This window comes from Cronobacter sp. EKM101R (genome assembly GCF_963888145.1).
GTDB lineage: Bacteria > Pseudomonadota > Gammaproteobacteria > Enterobacterales > Enterobacteriaceae > Cronobacter > Cronobacter turicensis.
The window spans coordinates 73,585-91,925 of record NZ_CAWPHW010000005.1 but is presented as its reverse complement, the minus strand read 5'-3'; the positions used below and the strand labels follow the sequence as shown (position 1 = coordinate 91,925).

At 57.2% G+C, this 18,341-nt stretch carries 14 protein-coding genes; 8 read left to right on the top strand and 6 right to left on the bottom strand.

Going from position 1 to position 18,341, the window contains the following annotated elements:
* Positions 1-23 precede the first annotated feature (23 nt).
* Complete coding sequence (gene kdgT, locus AACV31_RS06205; protein WP_165156571.1) at positions 24-1,025, top strand: 2-keto-3-deoxygluconate transporter; 1,002 nt, start codon at positions 24-26, stop codon at positions 1,023-1,025.
* A gap of 50 nt (positions 1,026-1,075) precedes the next feature.
* Here the strand turns inward: kdgT and AACV31_RS06200 are convergent, their stop codons facing one another.
* Both AACV31_RS06200 and crfC read right to left on the bottom strand, forming a co-directional pair.
* A complete protein-coding gene (locus AACV31_RS06200) occupies positions 1,076-1,927 on the bottom strand; it encodes a diguanylate cyclase regulator RdcB family protein (RefSeq protein ID WP_165156569.1) in 852 nt (283 codons plus the stop codon).
* A gap of 5 nt (positions 1,928-1,932) precedes the next feature.
* Positions 1,933-4,296, bottom strand: coding sequence for a clamp-binding protein CrfC (gene crfC / locus AACV31_RS06195; RefSeq protein WP_165156567.1), 2,364 nt, complete (start codon positions 4,294-4,296; stop codon positions 1,933-1,935).
* Positions 4,297-4,860: 564 nt separating this feature from the next.
* Between crfC and AACV31_RS06190 the strand changes: the two genes are divergently transcribed.
* Positions 4,861-5,196, top strand: coding sequence for a zinc ribbon domain-containing protein YjdM (locus AACV31_RS06190; protein ID WP_007764533.1), 336 nt, complete (start codon positions 4,861-4,863; stop codon positions 5,194-5,196).
* A 710-nt stretch (positions 5,197-5,906) separates the two neighbouring features.
* Positions 5,907-6,503, top strand: coding sequence for a phosphonate C-P lyase system protein PhnH (phnH, locus tag AACV31_RS06185; RefSeq protein WP_165156565.1), 597 nt, complete (start codon positions 5,907-5,909; stop codon positions 6,501-6,503).
* Here phnH and yjdP read toward each other — a convergent pair.
* From yjdP to AACV31_RS06170, 3 genes are all read right to left on the bottom strand, one after another.
* On the bottom strand, positions 6,500-6,826 hold the full coding sequence (gene yjdP, locus AACV31_RS06180) for a DDRRRQL repeat protein YjdP (protein ID WP_165156563.1): 327 nt from the start codon (positions 6,824-6,826) through the stop codon (positions 6,500-6,502). The two genes, phnH and yjdP, sit on opposite strands and share 4 nt — an antisense overlap.
* Positions 6,827-6,941: 115 nt before the next feature.
* Entirely contained in the window at positions 6,942-9,257 is a 2,316-nt protein-coding gene (locus tag AACV31_RS06175; RefSeq protein ID WP_165156561.1) for a hypothetical protein, read from the bottom strand.
* Positions 9,257-11,113 (bottom strand): ATP-binding protein, encoded by a 1,857-nt coding sequence (locus AACV31_RS06170; RefSeq protein WP_165156559.1) that lies wholly within the window; start codon positions 11,111-11,113, stop codon positions 9,257-9,259. The genes AACV31_RS06175 and AACV31_RS06170 overlap by 1 nt, the downstream gene beginning before the upstream one ends.
* Before the next feature lie 536 nt (positions 11,114-11,649).
* Here AACV31_RS06170 and AACV31_RS06165 point away from each other — a divergent pair.
* Positions 11,650-11,802 (top strand): Hok/Gef family protein, encoded by a 153-nt coding sequence (locus AACV31_RS06165; protein ID WP_015742630.1) that lies wholly within the window; start codon positions 11,650-11,652, stop codon positions 11,800-11,802.
* Between the two features lie 371 nt (positions 11,803-12,173).
* Complete coding sequence (locus AACV31_RS06160) at positions 12,174-12,326, top strand: Hok/Gef family protein (RefSeq protein WP_015742631.1); 153 nt, start codon at positions 12,174-12,176, stop codon at positions 12,324-12,326.
* A gap of 151 nt (positions 12,327-12,477) precedes the next feature.
* Here the strand turns inward: AACV31_RS06160 and gltP are convergent, their stop codons facing one another.
* Complete coding sequence (gene gltP, locus AACV31_RS06155; RefSeq protein WP_165156557.1) at positions 12,478-13,791, bottom strand: glutamate/aspartate:proton symporter GltP; 1,314 nt, start codon at positions 13,789-13,791, stop codon at positions 12,478-12,480.
* A gap of 424 nt (positions 13,792-14,215) precedes the next feature.
* Here gltP and acs point away from each other — a divergent pair, with 424 nt between their 5' ends.
* From acs to actP, 3 genes are all read left to right on the top strand, one after another.
* On the top strand, positions 14,216-16,174 hold the full coding sequence (gene acs / locus AACV31_RS06150; protein WP_165156555.1) for an acetate--CoA ligase: 1,959 nt from the start codon (positions 14,216-14,218) through the stop codon (positions 16,172-16,174).
* A gap of 92 nt (positions 16,175-16,266) precedes the next feature.
* A complete protein-coding gene (locus AACV31_RS06145) occupies positions 16,267-16,581 on the top strand; it encodes a DUF485 domain-containing protein (protein ID WP_032807540.1) in 315 nt (104 codons plus the stop codon).
* Entirely contained in the window at positions 16,578-18,224 is a 1,647-nt protein-coding gene (gene actP / locus AACV31_RS06140; protein WP_007764555.1) for a cation/acetate symporter ActP, read from the top strand. The genes AACV31_RS06145 and actP overlap by 4 nt, the downstream gene beginning before the upstream one ends.
* The last annotated feature ends 117 nt before the right edge of the window (positions 18,225-18,341 follow it).

The following is an 18,341-nucleotide window of genomic DNA, read 5'->3' as shown; positions in this document are numbered from 1 at the left end:
GAATAAAACCGCTGAGGTTTATCATGAAGATTAAAGCTACGATGGAACGCATCCCGGGGGGGATGATGCTTATCCCGCTGTTACTGGGGGCTATTTTAAATACGCTGGCGCCGCAAACCGGCAATTATTTCGGTTCGTTTACTAAAGGAATGATTAGCGGAACGGTGCCTATTCTCGCCGTCTGGTTTTTCTGTATTGGCGCCTCTATTGATTTACGCGCAACCGGAACGGTATTGCGTAAATCCGGCACGCTGGTGCTGACTAAAATCGCCGTGGCCTGGGTGGTGGCGATGATTGCGGCGTCTTTTATTCCGGATACCGGTATCCAGACCGGCTTTTTCGCCGGGCTGTCGGTACTGGCTATCGTCTCCGCGATGGATATGACCAACGGCGGTCTTTACGCCAGCCTGATGAACCAGTACGGCACGAAGGAAGAGTCCGGCGCGTTTGTGCTGATGTCGCTGGAATCGGGCCCGCTGATGACCATGGTGATTCTGGGCTCCGCCGGTCTCGCCTCTTTCGAGCCGCATCACTTCATCGGCGCGGTGCTGCCGTTTCTGATTGGCTTCGCGCTTGGCAACCTTGACCACGATCTGCGTGCGTTCTTCAGTAAAGCCACGCCCGTGCTGATCCCATTCTTCGGCTTCGCGCTGGGCAATACCATCAATCTGCGCGTGATTATGGAAACGGGTCTCCTGGGCATTGTGCTGGGCGTGGGAGTAATCATTATCACCGGCATTCCGTTGATTATGGCGGATAAATTCCTGGGCGGCGGCAACGGTACGGCAGGCGTGGCGGCCTCTTCGGCAGCGGGCGCGGCGGTCGCGAACCCGGTCATCATCGCGCAAATCAACCCGGCATTTGAACCGGTCGCTGCCTCAGCCACGGCGCTGGTGGCCGCGAGCGTCATCGTGACGGCGATTCTGGTGCCCATCATCACCGCGCTTTATTCCCGGCATGTGGCGAAACAGGCGCCTGCGGCGCCGCATACGGAAAGTGCCAGCACGACCACCCTGCACCGGTAAAGACAGATACCCGTAATAAAAAACCCCGCTGACGCGGGGTTTTTTAGCGGTCAAAGCAGGAAAATCTCTTCCATCAGCGCATTGACCAGCCGTCTTGCGGAGCAGATCCGCGGCATCCCCAGCGACACGCTCTGCCAGGTTTGCGTCACCGACCAGCTGACCGGCTGGCGCTCCCCGTCATGCTCCGCGCCCAGCCAGCAGAGCATATCTTTATGCTCCAGCAGGCCCGGCTGCGGCGGCGTGTGCAGCCATTGCTGATAGAAATGCCGCGTGTGGGGCGATGCATTAACACTGCGCGCCAGCCGGAGCGTCGTTTCGTCATACACTGGCTGCAACAGCGCGTCTTTTTCATCCGGTTCGCCTAAGCGCAAGGCGTCGCCAAACGCGCCCCAGCGCAACTCCTCCAGCGCCACGTAACAGCGCCCGGCGGGCGACCAGCCGTTAAACTCGCCGCTTTTCCAGCGCGTCATGACTTCGCCCACGTGCCGCTGCGCCGCCGCCGCTAAATCATGCTGGCGCAACTGCGCCTCCAGTCGCGCGGCGCTGTGTTGATAGTGCCCGGCCGTCACTTCAAGCGCCTGTGCGAAAGGCGCTGAAACGCCCTTCTCACTTAGACGCTGGCTGCGGCGCACCAGGGCCTGCGCCGTCAGGCTTAACGCCAGATGTCCGGGCGGGCTCTGGCGCGAAAGCGATTCCAGCCTGTGCAGCGCCGCCATCTCCGGCGGGGCCACCGCAGGCCCGGCGGGGACCAGCGACTTTTGCAGCCGTTCACGCACCTTTTGATGCTGCGGATGCGAACGGCCGTAGCGCTCTTCTTCTTCGCCCTTGGCCAGGTCCACCATCAATCGCCCGCGCAATGCACGCAAATGTCGGCCCGGCCCTTCCACCAGTGACCCGTTCATGGCGTTCAGTGCTCCACGGAAAACAGCGTCTGGATATCATCACGCAGCGCACGCGCGTCCTCGTTAATGTCACGCGCAGTGCGGGCGCACTGTTGTAGCTTCTCACGCAGCGCGTTGCGCGCCGTTTCGCTCTGCTGGCGCGCCGCAAGGCTCTGCTGAAGATTCGCTTCAATCGCCGCCATCGCCATCTGGAACTCGGCGAAAAACGTCGCCATGCCCGCCGTCACGGAGATATCCACCTGAGCATTCATCGCCTGGCGGATCTGCGCGCAGAAGCGGCTAACGTAACGGCTGAGCGTCTGCTTCAGTTCCTGCAGGTTGATCACGTAGCGCGAACGCATGGCGGTACAGTCATCCCATCCCAGATCCTTGCTGGTGATCCAGCGCGCCACGGTACCGCGCACGCCGTTATTACGCGACGCGCTGGCGACCGGCACACTCTCTTCTTCAATGACATCGTTAAAGAGCTGATGCGCGTTGAAGTTAAGCTGGCTGCGCTGAAAAACCGGCAGCGTGATATGCGCGCGAAAGCCGGTACGGCGCAGCCCTTCAGTCACGCGCAGTTCCAGCGGCGTCAGGGCGGCGCGCAGGATATCCCCAAGCGCCGTCTCGAGATCGCTGAAGTGGGCGGCGAGATCGCGGGTCAGATTCTCCTGCACCGACAGCAGGATCAGCTCGCAGGAGGCGCGAATTTTATGCAACAGCATCCGCGCGTCGCTCTCCTGATCCAGGATCAGCTGTTCGCTGCCCGCGTCGAAATCGCTTCCCCATGTCACCGCGCGCCGCACCGGGCTGCTGAGCGAAAGCGACGGCACCTTGCCCGTCTCAAAATAGCTGGCGATATCCGCCAGTACCTTCTGTTCATGACCCGCAATAGTTTCCGACGCGCGCCCCAGCGCCTGAACAACCTGTTCCTGAATGGCTTTGCTGGCGTCTGCCTGGCAACGTTTTAGCTGTGCGATGTCATTATTCATTTGAGAGATACTCTCCACCAGTTGGTCATTTGCGATATCGAGCCCCTGACAACGAAAATCCAGGTAGTCTCGGGTGCATTGCGCAGAGTGAATTAATTTTGCGCAGGCCGAACGCAGCGCGTAGAGCGAAGCGTGAGCGTGCGCGGTGTGCAGAATCGCCCGGATGGGCGCTTCGAAAAGGGAGTCTTCCCACAGCAGATCGGCGGCGTGGCGCAGGTGCGCGGCGTCGGTGAAGTCGGCATGACGCCAGCGGCGGCCCAGTGCCGCTTCGGCGAAATCCTGTACCCAGCGCTGCTCGTCATACGGCGGCAGCGTGCCGTGCGCGGCAAGCTCCTGACGCGCGCGATTGGCCAGATAGCCCCACATAGAAGAAACCGGAAAAATATGCGCGGGATCGATGGCGCCTTTCATCAGCGTCCCGGCGACCAACGCCCGCACCTGATCTTCATCGTCGCTGTTGCGATCCAGTTGATCGAATTTATTCACCAGCGCGTAGAGCGGCACCGATTCCCCCACCGCCGCGAGCGCCATGCGCACCTCTTCATCGGAAGTGGATTTCAGCTGGGTGTAATCCATCACCGCCAGTACGGCGGAGGCGCGGGCGATCTGCTCCTGTAACATTTTTTGCAGGTGCGGCTGTCCGGCTTCGTTCGGGCCGGGCGTGTCCAGCAGCGTCAGTTGGCCAAGCCCTCGTTCCATACCTGCAAGGTGAGTAAACTCCACCTCTATCACCGGGATATGTTCGATGGCCGCATACGCGCGAAACGGGAACGGCACGTCAAGCACGGCCGAGAGCCGCACCAGATCGTTTAAGCTTTTCAGGCAGTGGAAAATCGGCTGGGCGCCGAGATAGTGTTTTTCAAACGAGGTGCCGTTAAGGATGCGCGCCAGCAGAGCGTCCATGTCGCGGTCGATTTCAAGACGCAGCGCCAGGGTGTCGCGCGAGGCGTTTTGTAAGCGCGCGCGTAGCGCCTGCATCAGGGTTTCTATAGGCCCGGCGTGCGAGAAATGCAGCACGGGCTCTGTCTGGCCTGGCGTGTGGCGAATCAGCGTCGGGAGCGCCGTCATGGGGCGATTGCGATTCGGCAGGACTTCTTTGCCGACAATCGCGTTGATAGTGGTCGATTTGCCCGCCTTCATGGTGCCGACAATCGCGAGCACCATCTCCTGCTGGGTCGTTTTTCGCAGCTCAGCCTGCAGCATCTCCTGCTGCGCCTCCAGCCCGCGTAACGAAAAATGAAGGGGATGCACGGCGGCGCGTTGTTGGCTGGTAACGTTCCCACGATCGCTCTGCACCGCCAGCGGCATTTGTTTCAGGGCGCTGAGGTTATACAACGCCAGCTGAAGCAGCCGTTCCGCTTCCTGATTCATTTCAAATACAGTCTGTGTGTGCATGAAAAATCTTTCCTTAACACAAATTAAATGACCTTTTGCCTTATCTTTTTATTAGCTCAATGCGGCTTTTATAATTACGTGTGGAAAATATCCTGCGCGTCACAACGCTACCTGACGAAAACGTGGCGTAAAAAAATGCCATACCATCGTTGTGGTAAAATATGCATGGGACGATGGGAAAGGTTTCAAACCTTCATCTTCGTCAGGAAACCTAATAATCACTCTGTAAGACCAGTGGGCTGATCGATTTTTCAGAGCGAAAGAATATATCCTCACATCGGCCATTTGACAAAAATGTTCCGACTTCAGGGGATGGATTTAATAATTCAAACCAACATTAACCGCTCCAGAATAACACCGCCTGGCAATAAATCACGATATATGTTTTATCACTGCCAGTAAAAATGCCATCCCGCTTCAGACACCTGCGCGTTCGGGCCGCAGACAGGCCCGTAAAACGTAAGGGTTTAGGGTATAATCCCGCCTTTCATGCGCGCCGCGTAAACGGCCGCTTCTTGCGCAGCCCTCTTTTGCTGCCCCGTTGGTTCATTTTGAGGAGAAACCATGTCATTACCAGCCTGCCCGCAATGCGGTTCTGAATATACTTATCTGGATAATAATCTTTACGTCTGCCCGGAGTGCGCCCACGAGTGGCGCGAAGGCGAAACCAGCGCAGAGAGCGACGCGCTGGTGGTCAAAGATGCCAACGGCAACCTGTTGGCCGATGGCGACAGCGTCACAATTGTTAAGGATCTCAAGGTTAAAGGCAGTTCATCGATGCTCAAGATTGGCACCAAAGTCAAAAACATCCGTCTGGTGGAAGGCGATCACAACATCGACTGTAAAATCGACGGCTTCGGTCCGATGAAGCTCAAATCTGAGTTCGTCAAAAAAAGCTGACGGCGCCTCAGGCCGCATTTTACCTGGGCTGGCAGCCTTCGCTGCCAGCTTCAGGCCGCTTAGCCGCGCATCAACTGGACGGAGCTCTGCTCAGAATAAAATAGCGTGCTCGCCCGATTTATCCCCGTGTTTCTTATGGACGGCTTCCTCCCCCTGACGCGCCGTTAACGTGATTCCACGCTTATTTTCACGTACCTTTTCAAAAAATAATAAAAGAAATCAGAAAAGAAGCGTAAAATACAAACCAGATAATCCCCTTCTGTAAATACCCTTTAAAATCAATAAAATAAATAACAACTACACTTAAATGAAGCACCGCTTAACTTTTCACCAATTTCTTTTAGGAATATTATTAGTAGCAGCGATTTAAAATAGTAAATTTCGTCGCCAAATATAATTAGAAAATAATCACAGGAAATATAAGCCCGGAAACTAACATCGTTAAAAACATCTTTTGCGGCGTCACAAATATACTTTAAGAAAAATAATGTTCTTTTTTCTTACCTGACTTAAGCCGAATATTAACATCTCTCATCGATGATTCCGTTAAAGGCAGGGCGATCTTCTCCTCCCTTTATTGCCTCACAATTCATCTGGCTGTCATGTTTGTTTAACAGTAGGGTCATATTAGGTCGTCAGGATGTGCGGCAACCTGCTTCCGGCGGCGTCCAGGACGTACCGCCGCGTAGCGCAGCAGTATGGAGATTCTGATGACGTTAAATACCGCCTTTGATTCACCGGTGCATGATGCACAGCAGTGCTTTCGCCGCCTGCTAAAGGCCATGAGCGAGCCCGGCGTGATTGTGTCCTTACAGTTGCTTCGCCACGGCTGGCAGCCGCTCGGCGTGGCCACCACCAGCGTGCTGCTCACGCTTGTCGATAGCGATACCCCTGTCTGGCTTTCGCCGTCGCTGGCCAATGATATTGTGCGCTCTAACCTGCGCTTTCATACCGGCACGCGGATTGCCGATACGCCGGACGAGGCGGTTTTTGCTATTGCCGATGAAAACCTGAACCCGTTTCTGCCCGATCGCCTCGCCCACGGCAGCGTTATCGCGCCGGAACACAGCGTCACGCTGGTGTTGCAGGTAAACAGCCTGAGCGGCGGACGTATGCTGCGCCTGACCGGCGCCGGTATCGCGGAAGAGCGCATGATCGCGCCGCAGTTGCCGGAGTGCCTGATTGAGCAACTTTCCGATCGCCTGCATGCCGGCTCGCTCGGCATCGATCTGCTGCTGACCTGCGGCGATCGTCTGCTGGCTATTCCGCGCACCACGCATGTGGAAATCGCCGACAGCGGCCGTTAGCGGTCATCATCCTCATCCAGCCGTTGCTCTTCTTCTTCCAGGCGACGGCGCTCTTCATCCAGACGACGCTGGCGCTCATCAAGCTGCCGGTGGCGTTCTTCAAGACGTCTGCGCCGCTCGTCGTAGCGCGTACGGCTGTCATCGTCATACTGACGGTTTTCCGACGCATCACGGTCATCCGTCTCCGGATGGTAAGCCTCATTGATGGCCTGGGTTACTGAGTTAATGGTGTCGTTAAAGACCGCATCCAGACCGTCCGCCAGCGCATGAGTGCTGGGAAGAGAGAGTGTGGCGAAAAGCAAAACGCGAAGATGTGATTTCATAAAGCCAGCCCTGTGTTTGACTGGTCTTAAAGTAAAGAGGGCAAAGGAAGGCAGACAGCGGAGGATTCTCAAATCGGAAATCGGGCGGCGAGGACCGCCGCCCGTCATACAAGGACTACAGCTGATAGCGCTCCATCACCTGACGGTGGCGCGTTTCATCAAGACCGCCCGTCATCGCGACATCCAGCCAGTGGATTGGATGCGTCCACCCTTGGGTGAGTTCACGCAGCATCGCGTCCACTTCCAGCGGCGAGACCGACTGCGGCATCGCCAGCATAAAATAGATGCCAGGCAGCGTTTCACCGCTTTCGCTGTCGGTGACCTGATAATCCGATTCGCAATGCACCCAGATGGCGCCGCCGCGCTGGCGCACGCCGTTCACAAACGCGTTGAACGTCTCTTCGCCCGGATCGACGCCGTCGATAAACCAGCTCGGCGCGTACTCGCTCTGCTCAAGGGTTTTCACCACGTTATGCACCGGGATGAAATTCTCGCGCTCTTTTTCATCTTCCGGCGGGGTATTCAGCAGATTGGCGTCAAACACTACCGACTCGTTCATATGTTGCGGCGCTTTACGCCATGACGGCTGGAAGACGCGCGCCGTCACCGGGCCGGTACGCTGGGCAAAATAGTAATGCTCGTCGTGATTCTCGAAGAAACGCAGACGAACGGTGCCCCACTGCTCCTCGACCGGGCCGTCGTCGGCGCTGAACTGCATGCCGAGACGCGCGCCAGCTTCACGCACGGTCGTCCAGTCTTCACTGGCGCTGGCGGCCGTCAGCAGATCCCACAGAACATTGCTGGCGTCCTCTTCGCGCGCGTCCAGCATCGTCACCGCCTCTTTCAGGTACGCCGTGGCGCGGTCATAGGCTTGCTGACGCATCGCCGCCTGGCCCGCCAGCATCAGCGGCGCGATTTTCTGCTGGCCCTGCGGCGTGGCGCGCAGCGCCTGGCTTACGGACTCCAGTTTTTCCCAGTCTTCCTGCGCCTGCGCCACCTGGGCTTCAAACCACAGCGCCACGTGCGGCAGCGCATCGCGATAGCCTTCGGCGAGCGCAAAGATGTCGTCATAACGGCGCGCGTTCAGAAGTGAAGAGAGCAGATGGAACAGCGGCGAGGCCTCTTCCTGCGGATGGCGTTTCTGCCAGCCGAGCAGGAGATCCGTCGCTTCGCCCTGCGCCTGGCACGCTTCCAGCGCGGCCGCCGCCAGCATCAAGAGTTCTTCATCGTCCGGACGCTGTGCGGACGCGAGCAGCAACCACTGGGCCTCCTGCTCAGGATCGCGCGTCACGCCTTCCTGCTGACCGCGCTCTTCAAGCCACGCCATCAGCGATTCGGCAGGCACCGGCAGCTCCACCTGCGTTTCCATGCCCGCAACCTGGCTTGCAAACGCCGCCAGCGCGGCGTCTTCATCGTGCGGGTTACGCAGTTTTGCGGCGCACTGCTGCGCCAGCATCAGAGCACGACGGGCGACCCAGGTCGCGCCGCGCGCCAGCGCCAGGCTGATATGGGTTTTCGCGACGATAACCGCTTCGCGCCACGCCTGCGCTTCCAGGCGCTGCTCCAGAATCAGCTGCAGCGCGCTACCGGTCTGCCAGTTGTTGTAAGCCGGGTTGAGGCGAACCAGTTGCTCCACCACGCGCACCCAGCGCATGCGGTTATAGGCAGTGAGTCGGTCCCACGGCAGCAGCCATTCGCGGGCGTCTTCTTCACGGCCCATCAGCGCCAGCACTTCCGCCTTCATCATCATCATGACCTGGCGGGTCTGCTCGCTGCTGTTTTCCATCTCGTCTTCATGGAGTTTATCAATGATCGCCAGCGCTTCGTCATAACGGCCCAGCAACATCAGCGCCTGCGCTTCGTTCTCTTTCAGCCCGTTAACGTCCTCTTCGCCCGCCGCGCGGCGCTTTTCCATCTGTTGCTGCACAAACGCCAGCGCTTCTTCAATCTGGCCTTTATCGACCATCGCGAAGAACTGCTCCTCAGAAAGACACAGGAAGCAGCTGCGCAGCGGGGTGATTTTTGAGAGCGTCTCCTGGCAAACGGCGATACGCTCGTCCGCCCAGCCGGGGCCGTCCACGTTGCTGTAGCAGGCGCTGAGATCCTGGGTGACGCAAATCGACTGCGGACACTCAGCGGCATCGGCCTGATGAGCGCGCTCAAACAGCGCGACGACATCGCCCAGCGCTTTTTCGCCTTCGCCAAGATTGCCGATGCGATGACGCATCTCCCAGTGGCCCACCATAACTTCAATCCATGGATTGCCCGCGGTCTTTTTCAGCGCGCGCGCTTCCGGCAGCAGCGCTTCCGTTTTACCGGTCTGAACTTCAACAATGGATTCGATCAGCTTATCGACATGCTGCGTGATCCAGGGTTTGCCGGCTTCTTCCAGGTCCCGCTGATATTGCTCATACCATGCCCAGATATCCATTAGTTGCTTCCTTCTGTTGTCGGTGTAATAAGTTGCGCCGTGATGCAACTGAATGTCTCCAGCGCCTGGCGAAAGTCGTACTCACGGGAGTCGCCCGTGGCCAGAGCAAGAATAATTTTGAGGCTTTTCAGCAGTTGCGTGGCGCCAGGCGCGATGGGCCGCCCGGCACGCCAGGCCTGTGATAACGCTTTTACCGCAGGATTATTAAAGTTGATGTAGAGGCGCACCGGCGCCTGCTGCTCGATTTTGCTGGCAAACTGGCGCGCCAGCATCAGCGCGGCAGTGCTCATACGGCGATCGGCGTCGTCCTGCTCAAGGCGCGCCTTAAGTTCGGCATCGCGGTTGACTACCATCACCAGCGGCAGCGTCGCGGGTTCAAACGAAGACATCACGCACTCTTCGTCGTCGCGCAGTTGCTCGCTCCACCAGGCTTCTTCTTCCGCGCTGACGTCATGCAGCGCAAAGAGCTGTTCGTTGCCCGCCGAGGTGCCCACTTCCACCAGACGCGCGCCGTAGAGCGTCGCCCAGCGGCGCAGGAACGGCACGACCGCGTAACGATAGCCCAGCGCGACGGGACGCCCGGAAAGCCGAAACAGCATCTCTTCAAAACCGCCCTCTTCGCTGAGCATCACATTCAGCGTGTTGTTCTGGCGCAGCGATTTAACCGGCAGATCGCCCTGAGACGTCGGGATCAACAGTTCGTCTTTCAGCAGATCGAAGAGACGATCGTCGCAGATGGCCGCGCCGAGCAGCGCTTCGTTATGGCGCACCAGCACGCGCCGCCAGACGGCGGGCTGCTGCTTCGCGAGATCGGCCAGGCCGTTAATCAGCGCCTCGGTGAGCGCCGCCTGCGTGGCGTACCAGGTAACATCGCGCTGCAAATCTTCGCGGCTGGCCGTCGGCGTGAGACGGTTAGATTCGATAACGCCGCCGACAAACCCGGCCCACGGAGGCAGCAGCTCACGCGCCTGGTCATCCAGCAGCATGCCGCGCAGAAACAGCGACAGGTTGCGGTTGTCGCTGGTGCCGTAGGTCGCGCCATCCTGAAGCCACAACATGCCCACCGCGTCGCTGTCGCCGTATGGCTCCACCAGCAAAGTGCACAGCGGCGTAAACGCGCGCTCGAAGCGGCTGGCGAATTCGATATTCTGCTTCTGACGCAGCGCCGGATGCAGCGCGACGCCGTCCTGCGACGCGGCGCGCCACGGCGGCGACAGATGATTTACCGCGGTCTGCTCTTCACCGACGAACAGCGGCTCTTTCATTAATATGCAGTAACGGCCCAGCACATCGCCAAGCAGCTTGTTGTTAGCGAGATATAAAAACTCGTCTTTGAGGTGCAGCGTAACGGTCGCTCCCGGCTCGCGTGGCGTTGCAGGCGTGACGCTGTACGTTTCGCCGCTGGCGGACGCGTAAAGCCAGCCTTCCTGCGGCGTTTTCCAGGAAGTGGTATGCACCGTCACCCGCTCCGCCAGCACAAAGGCGGAAAGAAAGCCCAGGCCAAACATGCCGATAAGCCCGGTGTCGTCATCCTGCTGGCGCAGATGGCGGGTGTAGCCGACGCCGACGGTCGCCAGGAAATCGTGGATCTCCTGCTCCGTGAGCCCTGAGCCGGTATCGTGAATAACGATAGTCCGGTTTTGCGAATCGCCCGTGACGCGAATTTCCGCAAGCCGGTCCGCAGCGCCCTCTTCCAGTCGACGTCTGACAATCGCGTCGTGCGCGTTTTGCACCAGCTCACGGATGGCGACCATCGGTGTGGAGTAAAGGTGTTTGCTGAGCACCTGCATCAACCCCGGCAGGTTCACCGGCGTCTCGTGTTGTCCTGTTAATGGCGCGCTAATGAGGTTATCCACTGTGACTCTCTTTATATTCCGGCTGTGGTTGTCGGTAGCCTGGCCGGGCGGCGCATGACGCGCGCCTTCGCGCAGGCATAAGGGAGAGATGATAAGGGTGTACGGCGGCCGGGTATACTATCATTCCCGATAGTTTTCAGCCGTAACCGGCACAGCGCCACGCTTTCTCTCTGTATCAGGATACACAACGCGGGCGTTGCTGCGTGCGCAGGCAGAAAAAAGACACGCTCAATAAAAGATTAACGGGAACCGTTATATTGTCCCGTTACGTTTTGCGGTATTTAGTGGCAAAGATTTGCGAGGCTGATTCCATTTAATATGCAAAAAGCATTAATAAATTACATCAGGCTTTTTATTTAATTTTCCAACAGAAGGATTATTATAAGCGCGGGTGCTTAAGGCTTTCTGTCTTAAGCAAACGTGAGGGACAGAAAGAAGAAAGCCCCGGGCAATATTTCTATTAACCCGAGGCTATCCCTCAACTCCGACAAGTTGAGATTAGCCTCTTACTCTTCAGAATGCAAGGAGTAAAAGGCATGAAGCCACTGCGTTATTTACTGGCCTGTTTATTCATGGTCTGCATCACTATTTTGATTTTTGCGTTAATGAATCAGGGTACGTTATGCGAACTTACCATCCGAAGCGGCAGTCAGGAGGTGGCGGCTAAGCTTGCCTGTACAGGCAGGTAAGGCTCTACCGGGCGAGGGTTCCTCGCCCGGCTTGCCAGGAGCGGAGGCCTTAATGCACCCAATCCTTTTACGCGTTATTGTATTTATTCCCGATGGCATTTTAATATTCACATGATGCCTCGAAACCATTTACTTTATAAACCAAACCAATGCAACAAACCCACTATAAATTACATCGGGATTTCAGTTTGAATTTAACAGGAAGGACATTATGATGAGCGCCGGGTGCTTAAGACTTTCTGTCTTAAGCCGACGCGAGGGACAGAAAGAAGAAAGCCCCGGGCAATATTCCTATTAACCCGAGGCTATCCCTCAACTCCACACAAGTTGAGATTAGCCGCTTACTCGCCGAAAGGCAAGGAGTAAAAGGCATGAAGCCACTCAAATATCTTTTCGCATGTTTCGTTGTATTTTGCGTCACGATATTAATTTTCGCTTTAATTAACCACGGGACGTTATGTGAGTTAACGATAAAGCAAGGAAATAAGGAGGTGGCGGCACGGCTTTCCTGCTCTGACCGGTAATACTCTCCGGGCGGGGTTCGCTCCGCCCGACTTGCTGGCGTTGAATGCTTAACGCACCCGTTTTTTTACCGCTTACAGCGCCTTCTCCGCGCTGCCGCCATAAAAAACCCCGCCAGAGGCGGGGCTTGCAGAAACGCAGACGTGCGGATGATTAATTGTTGGCGGTACTGTCGAACCGGCCCAGCATTTCCCGCTCGTAAGCCTCCGCTTTTTTGCGGTCGAACTTATGTTCCCACTTGGCGATAACCAGTACCGCCAGCGCATTGCCGACTACGTTCAGCGCGGTGCGCGCCATGTCGAGGATACGGTCAACGCCCGCGATAAACGCCAGACCTTCCAGCGGAATACCCACGCTGCCCAGTGTCGCCAGCAGCACCACGAACGACACGCCAGGCACGCCCGCGATCCCTTTCGAGGTCACCATCAGCGTCAGCACCAGGATAATCTCCTGACCCAGCGACAGTTCGATGCCGTAGAGCTGGGCGATAAAAATAGCCGCGATACTTTGATAGAGCGTGGAGCCGTCAAGGTTAAAGGAGTAGCCGGTCGGCACCACGAAGCTCGTGATAGACGCAGGCGCCCCGTAGGCTTCCATTTTCTCGATAATACGCGGCAGCACGCTCTCAGAGCTTGCCGTGGAGTACGCCAGAATCAGCTCGTCTTTAAGAATGAGGATCAGCGTCCAGACGCGCAGCCCACACATCCGCGCGACCGCGCCCAGTACGATCAGCGCGAAGAACAGGATAGCCACGTAAACCAGGATCACCAGTTTGGCGAGCGGCCACAGGGACGCAAAACCAAAGTTCGCCACCGTTACGGAGATCAACGCAAACACCCCCACTGGTGCATAGCGCATCACCATATGGGTGACTTTAAACATGGTTTCGGAAACGGAGCGGAAGACCGTCACCAGCGGTTCACGGTGCGCGGCGGGCAGCGAAGAGAGCCCCAGACCAAACAGCACCGAGAAGAAGATAATCGGCAGCATCTCGCCTTTCGCCATCGAGGCGAAAATGTTGGTCGGCACCAGCGACAGGATAGTTCCCATCAGACCGTGTGCATGGCTCTGCACCTCTTCGGTCGTGTGCTGATATTTTGAAATATCCACAGCGGCCAGCTGTGACATATCAATGCCGCTACCTGGCTGGAACACGTTCGCAAGCGTAATGCCAAGGATGATGGCGACGGTCGTGATCACTTCAAAATAGAGGATGGTCTTCGCGCCGATGCGTCCGAGCTGTTTAGCGTCGCCGACACCGGCAATGCCCACCACCAGCGTGGAGATAACAATCGGCACCACGATCATTTTAATCAAATGAATAAAAATGTCGCCAGCGGGCGAAAGGAGATTGGTCACCAGCCATTCGCGGCTATCCGTCTGATAATGGAGAAAACTGCCCAGAAGAATACCCAGCACCAGGGCCAGCAGGATCTGCCAGGCCAGGCTGATTTTACTGTTTTTCATAACGACTTTACTTCCTAAATTACAGCGCCATTCCCACGCGTGCTCGAATGAGAACGACGCAAGCTGAAAGGGGTATGACAAACGTTGGGTGATATTGTGGGGTTTTTTAACGCGTTTAATCAGTACCACTTGCACGGCATCCTGCGCAACCCTTTAAGAACAGGCATATTCACTGAAAATTGGCTTAATAACCCTAATTTATCGCGTTAATCATTTATAAGTTAATGTTATTTAAGAGGTTATAAAATCGATCCAGCAAATAATACTTAACAGCAATTATTTTCCTTGAAAGATTCGTTTGATGAATTTTCATGCAGTTTCGGCAATGCGTGATCTGCCGCCCAAAAAGTAAACAAAGCTATTCGCAAGTCTGTTCTTAACTTTTGCGTGACATATCATTAACATCTAAAAGGAGAAAAAAGCCATGAGCCAAATCCATAAACACCCTATTCCCGCGGCTATCGCGGAACTCTGCCTGATTACGCCGGAACAATATGATGCGAAATATCAGCAGTCCGTGCATGACCCTGACGCGTTCTGGGGCGAGCAGGGTAAAATCCTTGACTGGATCACGCCCTACCAGAAGGTAAAAAACACCTCTTTCGCGCCCGGCAATGTCTCGATTAAATGGTATGAAGACGGCACGCTGAACCTCGCGGCGAACTGCCTTGACCGACACCTCAACGAGCGCGGCGATCAGACCGCCATCATCTGGGAAGGCGACGACGCCACCCAAAGCAAACACATTAGCTACCGCGAACTTCACCGCGATGTCTGCCGCTTCGCGAACACCCTGACCTCTCTCGGCATTAAGAAAGGCGACGTGGTCGCTATCTATATGCCGATGGTGCCGGAAGCCGCCGTCGCGATGCTTGCCTGCGCCCGTATCGGCGCGGTGCACTCGGTTATTTTCGGCGGCTTTTCGCCGGAGGCCGTCGCCGGGCGCATTATCGATTCCAGCGCGCGTCTCGTTATCACCGCCGATGAAGGCGTGCGCGCCGGCCGTACGATTCCGCTTAAGAAAAATGTCGATGACGCGCTGAAAAATCCGGGCGTCACCAGCGTGGAACATGTGGTGGTGTTTAAACGCACCGGCGGGAATACCGAATGGCATGAAGGGCGCGATCTCTGGTGGAACGAACTGGTCGAAAAAGCCAGCGCGCATCATCAACCGGTGGAGATGAACGCCGAAGATCCGCTGTTTATCCTCTATACCTCCGGCTCGACCGGTAAACCGAAAGGCGTGCTGCACACCACTGGCGGTTATCTGGTCTATGCGGCCACCACGTTCCTGTACGCCTTCGACTACCATCCGGGCGATATCTACTGGTGCACGGCGGATGTGGGCTGGGTGACCGGCCACAGCTATCTGCTGTACGGGCCGCTCGCCTGCGGCGCCACCACGCTGATGTTTGAAGGCGTGCCGAACTGGCCCTCCGCCAACCGTATGGCGCAGGTGGTGGACAAGCACAAGGTCAATATTCTCTATACCGCGCCGACGGCCATTCGCGCGCTGATGGCGGAAGGCGATAAGGCTATCGACGGGACTGACCGTTCGTCGCTGCGCATTCTTGGTTCCGTCGGCGAGCCGATCAACCCGGAGGCGTGGGAGTGGTACTGGAAGAAAATCGGCAATGAAAAATGCCCGGTCATCGACACCTGGTGGCAGACCGAAACCGGCGGCTTCATGATTACGCCGCTGCCCGGCGCGACCGAACTGAAAGCCGGTTCCGCCACGCGTCCGTTCTTCGGCGTGCAGCCTGCGCTGGTGGATAACGAAGGCAATCCGCAACAGGGCGCGACAGAGGGCAACCTGGTCATTACCGATTCCTGGCCGGGCCAGGCGCGCACGCTGTTTGGCGATCACGAACGTTTCGAGCAGACCTATTTCTCGACGTTTAAAAACATGTACTTCAGCGGCGACGGCGCGCGCCGTGACGAAGACGGTTACTACTGGATAACCGGGCGCGTAGACGACGTGCTGAACGTATCGGGGCACCGTCTCGGCACCGCTGAAATTGAGTCCGCGCTGGTCTCACATCCGAAAATCGCCGAAGCCGCAGTGGTGGGCATTCCACACAGCATTAAAGGCCAGGCGATCTATGCTTACGTGACGCTGAACCACGGCGAGGAGCCGTCGGCGGAACTCTATAGCGAAGTGCGCAACTGGGTGCGTAAAGAGATTGGCCCGCTGGCGACGCCGGATGTGCTGCACTGGACCGACTCGCTGCCGAAAACCCGCTCCGGCAAAATCATGCGTCGTATTTTGCGCAAAATCGCGGCGGGCGATACCAGCAACCTCGGCGATACCTCAACGCTTGCCGATCCGGGCGTGGTGGAAAAACTGCTCGAAGAGAAGCAGTCCATCGCGATGCCGTCGTAACAACGCTTTCCGTTTACCTTTCGACCTAACCCTCTCCCCACAAGGGAGAGGGAATAATAACAACCCCTACCTTACTTCTGGAGACTGCGATGATGAATAACGATATTTGTCAGCAGATAGAGAACAGTGCGCCTTACAGGGAGTTAATTCATAAGCGGCAACGGTTTGCCTTCACCCTTTCCATCATCATGCTGATTATCTATGTCGGCTTTATCCTGCTTATCGCGTTTGCGCCGGGCTGGCTTGGCACGCCGCTTTCGCCGGGCAGCAGCGTGACGCGCGGCATCCCTATCGGCATCGGCGTGATCCTTATTTCGTTTATTCTCACGGGCGTCTATGTCTGGCGCGCCAATACGGAATTTGACCGGCTGAATAACGCCGTGCTGAAAGAGGTGCAGTCATCATGAAAAAGGTCCTTTTCCCGCTGCTGACTCTGCTTTCGCCTGCCGCCCTGGCCGATGCGCTGACCGGCGATGTCCAGCGCCAGCCGACCAACTGGCAGGCCATCATTATGTTCCTCATCTTCGTGGCGCTGACGCTTGGCATCACGTACTGGGCCTCTAAACGCACCCGCTCGCGCAGCGATTACTACACCGCGGGCGGCAATATAACCGGCTTCCAGAACGGGCTGGCCATCGCGGGCGATTTTATGTCCGCCGCGTCCTTCCTCGGTATCTCCGCGCTGGTATTCACCTCCGGCTACGACGGGCTTATCTACTCACTCGGTTTTCTCGTCGGCTGGCCGATCATCCTGTTCCTGATCGCGGAGCGGCTGCGCAACCTCGGACGCTACACCTTCGCCGACGTCGCCTCGTATCGCCTGAAGCAGGGGCCGATTCGCGTGCTCGCCGCCTGCGGCTCGCTGGTGGTGGTGGCGCTTTATCTCATCGCGCAGATGGTTGGCGCGGGCAAGCTTATCCAGCTGTTGTTCGGCCTGAACTATCACATCGCCGTGGTGCTGGTGGGCGTGCTGATGGTGATGTATGTACTCTTCGGCGGCATGCTGGCCACCACCTGGGTGCAGATAATCAAAGCCGTCCTGCTGCTCTTCGGCGCAAGCTTTATGGCCTTTATGGTGATGAAGCATGTGGGCTTTAGCTTCAACAACCTGTTCTCGGAAGCGATGGCGGTCCACCCGAAAGGCAGCGCCATCATGAGTCCCGGCGGTCTGGTGAAAGATCCGGTTTCTGCGCTGTCGCTCGGCCTCGGCCTGATGTTCGGCACCGCCGGTCTGCCGCATATTCTGATGCGTTTCTTTACCGTGAGCGACGCCCGCGAGGCGCGTAAAAGCGTCTTCTACGCCACCGGTTTTATGGGTTACTTCTACATCCTGACCTTTATCATCGGCTTCGGCGCCATCATGCTGGTGGGCGCGAACCCGGCGTTTAAAGATGCCACCGGCGCGCTGATTGGCGGCAACAACATGGCGGCGGTTCATCTGGCCGATGCCGTGGGCGGCAACTTGTTCTTAGGCTTTATCTCGGCGGTCGCCTTCGCCACGATTCTGGCGGTTGTCGCGGGCCTGACGCTCGCAGGCGCGTCGGCGGTGTCGCACGATCTCTATGCCAACGTGTTCCGTAAAGGCGCGACCGAGCGCGATGAGTTGCGCGTCTCCAAAATCACCGTGCTGGTGCTGGGTGTGGTGGCTATCCTGCTCGGCATTCTGTTCGAGAAACAGAATATCGCGTTCATGGTGGGCCTGGCGTTCTCGATTGCGGCGAGCTGTAACTTCCCGATCATTTTGCTCTCGATGTACTGGTCGAAGCTCACCACTCGCGGCGCAATGATTGGCGGCTGGCTCGGTCTGCTGACCGCCGTGGTGCTGATGATCCTCGGTCCGACCGTCTGGGTACAGGTGCTTGGCCACGCCGCGCCGGTCTTCCCGTATGAATATCCGGCGCTGTTCTCCATCGCCGTGGCGTTTATCGGGATTTGGGTCTTCTCGGCAACCGACAACAGCCCGCAGGGCAAGCTGGAGCGTGAACAGTTCCGCGCGCAGTTTATCCGTTCACAAACCGGCCTGGGCATCGAACAGGGCCGCGCGCACTAAACTTTCTGCCCCGGCCATTCTGGCCGGGGATCACACTTTTCCCCTTCCGCCCTGTTCCGAGTCTCTGGCCGCGCTACATTAGAAAAATGAAACGTTGTTTTTATTTTACCTATACAA

Coding starts and splice junctions, on each gene's coding strand:
- kdgT (WP_165156571.1), top strand. CDS start 24: ATGAAGATTAAAGCTACGATGGAACGCATCCCGGGGGGGATGATGCTT.
- AACV31_RS06200 (WP_165156569.1), bottom strand. CDS start 1,927: ATGAACGGGTCACTGGTGGAAGGGCCGGGCCGACATTTGCGTGCATTG.
- crfC (WP_165156567.1), bottom strand. CDS start 4,296: ATGCACACACAGACTGTATTTGAAATGAATCAGGAAGCGGAACGGCTG.
- AACV31_RS06190 (WP_007764533.1), top strand. CDS start 4,861: ATGTCATTACCAGCCTGCCCGCAATGCGGTTCTGAATATACTTATCTG.
- phnH (WP_165156565.1), top strand. CDS start 5,907: ATGACGTTAAATACCGCCTTTGATTCACCGGTGCATGATGCACAGCAG.
- yjdP (WP_165156563.1), bottom strand. CDS start 6,826: ATGAAATCACATCTTCGCGTTTTGCTTTTCGCCACACTCTCTCTTCCC.
- AACV31_RS06175 (WP_165156561.1), bottom strand. CDS start 9,257: ATGGATATCTGGGCATGGTATGAGCAATATCAGCGGGACCTGGAAGAA.
- AACV31_RS06165 (WP_015742630.1), top strand. CDS start 11,650: ATGAAGCCACTGCGTTATTTACTGGCCTGTTTATTCATGGTCTGCATC.
- AACV31_RS06160 (WP_015742631.1), top strand. CDS start 12,174: ATGAAGCCACTCAAATATCTTTTCGCATGTTTCGTTGTATTTTGCGTC.
- gltP (WP_165156557.1), bottom strand. CDS start 13,791: ATGAAAAACAGTAAAATCAGCCTGGCCTGGCAGATCCTGCTGGCCCTG.
- acs (WP_165156555.1), top strand. CDS start 14,216: ATGAGCCAAATCCATAAACACCCTATTCCCGCGGCTATCGCGGAACTC.
- AACV31_RS06145 (WP_032807540.1), top strand. CDS start 16,267: ATGAATAACGATATTTGTCAGCAGATAGAGAACAGTGCGCCTTACAGG.
- actP (WP_007764555.1), top strand. CDS start 16,578: ATGAAAAAGGTCCTTTTCCCGCTGCTGACTCTGCTTTCGCCTGCCGCC.